General features: G+C 53.6%; 1 pseudogene. It reads right to left on the reverse strand.

Annotated features, from left to right (window positions below):
• A pseudogene (locus MUA00_RS00285) lies at positions 1 to 989 on the reverse strand (hemagglutinin repeat-containing protein); the annotation flags it as partial.

A 989-nucleotide genomic window follows, 5' to 3' on the forward strand; every position in this document is an offset into this window, starting at 1 on the left:
GCGCCACGGCATCCGCGAGGTTGTCCTGCCATTCTGGCGAGTTAACTGCCGTTGCATCCGCGCTGGCAAGATCGAGCCCCTGCTGCGAGTTACCGATAGTTTGCGAGCTGAGAGTATTGAGCGTTGGAGAGGAAATAGTATTGCTGATCCCACCCGCATTCGCCGTTGTGGTGGTATTACTGATATCGCTGGTGAAACTGGCGGTAACGTTGCCGCCAGCCTGGATTACGGAGCGATATACGCCTCCATCCGCCACAAATTCGGTAGTTCTTTCACCTAATATGTATGGCACTACGCCAAATTTTCGTGAATTTGCCCAGGCCCAGGTATTCTCATTAAGTTTTGTCAAAGGCTGCCAACGACTGCTGTCACAATCATTGTAAAACCACTCACAACGATACTCTGCATTCACATATATCGCCTGGCGCCCACCTTCAGCAGAAAGGTTATTGAGCGTATCGCCTTTAAGCGTCACATTACGTTCCGCCAGAATGTGACTCGCGCGATTATCGAGCGTACCGGCATTGATTGCGATATCTCTTCCTGCGGCAATACGAGCGGCGCCACCTGTCGCAGATACCGAAACAACTGACTCACCCAGCAGGTACCGGCGGGTATCTTCCCCTTTCAGCCGGTAGTAGTAGATATCGCGGCAGCCGCCACTACCTATAGCACCGCTGCCTGTACACTCTTCCTCGCTCTTCCAGACAATGTTGTCTCCGTTGTGCTTCCATTCTTCTATATCGACTTCAAAATCCGGCGTCTGCATACCATAGTACCAACCGTGCAGCCCCTCACTAAGCCCAGGGATCGCATCCGGGTACTCCCGTTCATACTGGCTGATGGTCAGCCCTTCAGCCTCATTCAGCAAATGCCCGGTCCGAATCGTGATATCACCGTTCTGCGTCTCAATATTGCCGGAAGTATTGACCACCTCAGCGCTGGCGTTGCCCGCCGTATCGCGCTGCATCCACAGGCTGTTGCCCGCC

Source organism: Dryocola boscaweniae, assembly GCF_025215095.1.
In the GTDB taxonomy this organism is placed as follows: domain Bacteria; phylum Pseudomonadota; class Gammaproteobacteria; order Enterobacterales; family Enterobacteriaceae; genus Dryocola; species Dryocola boscaweniae.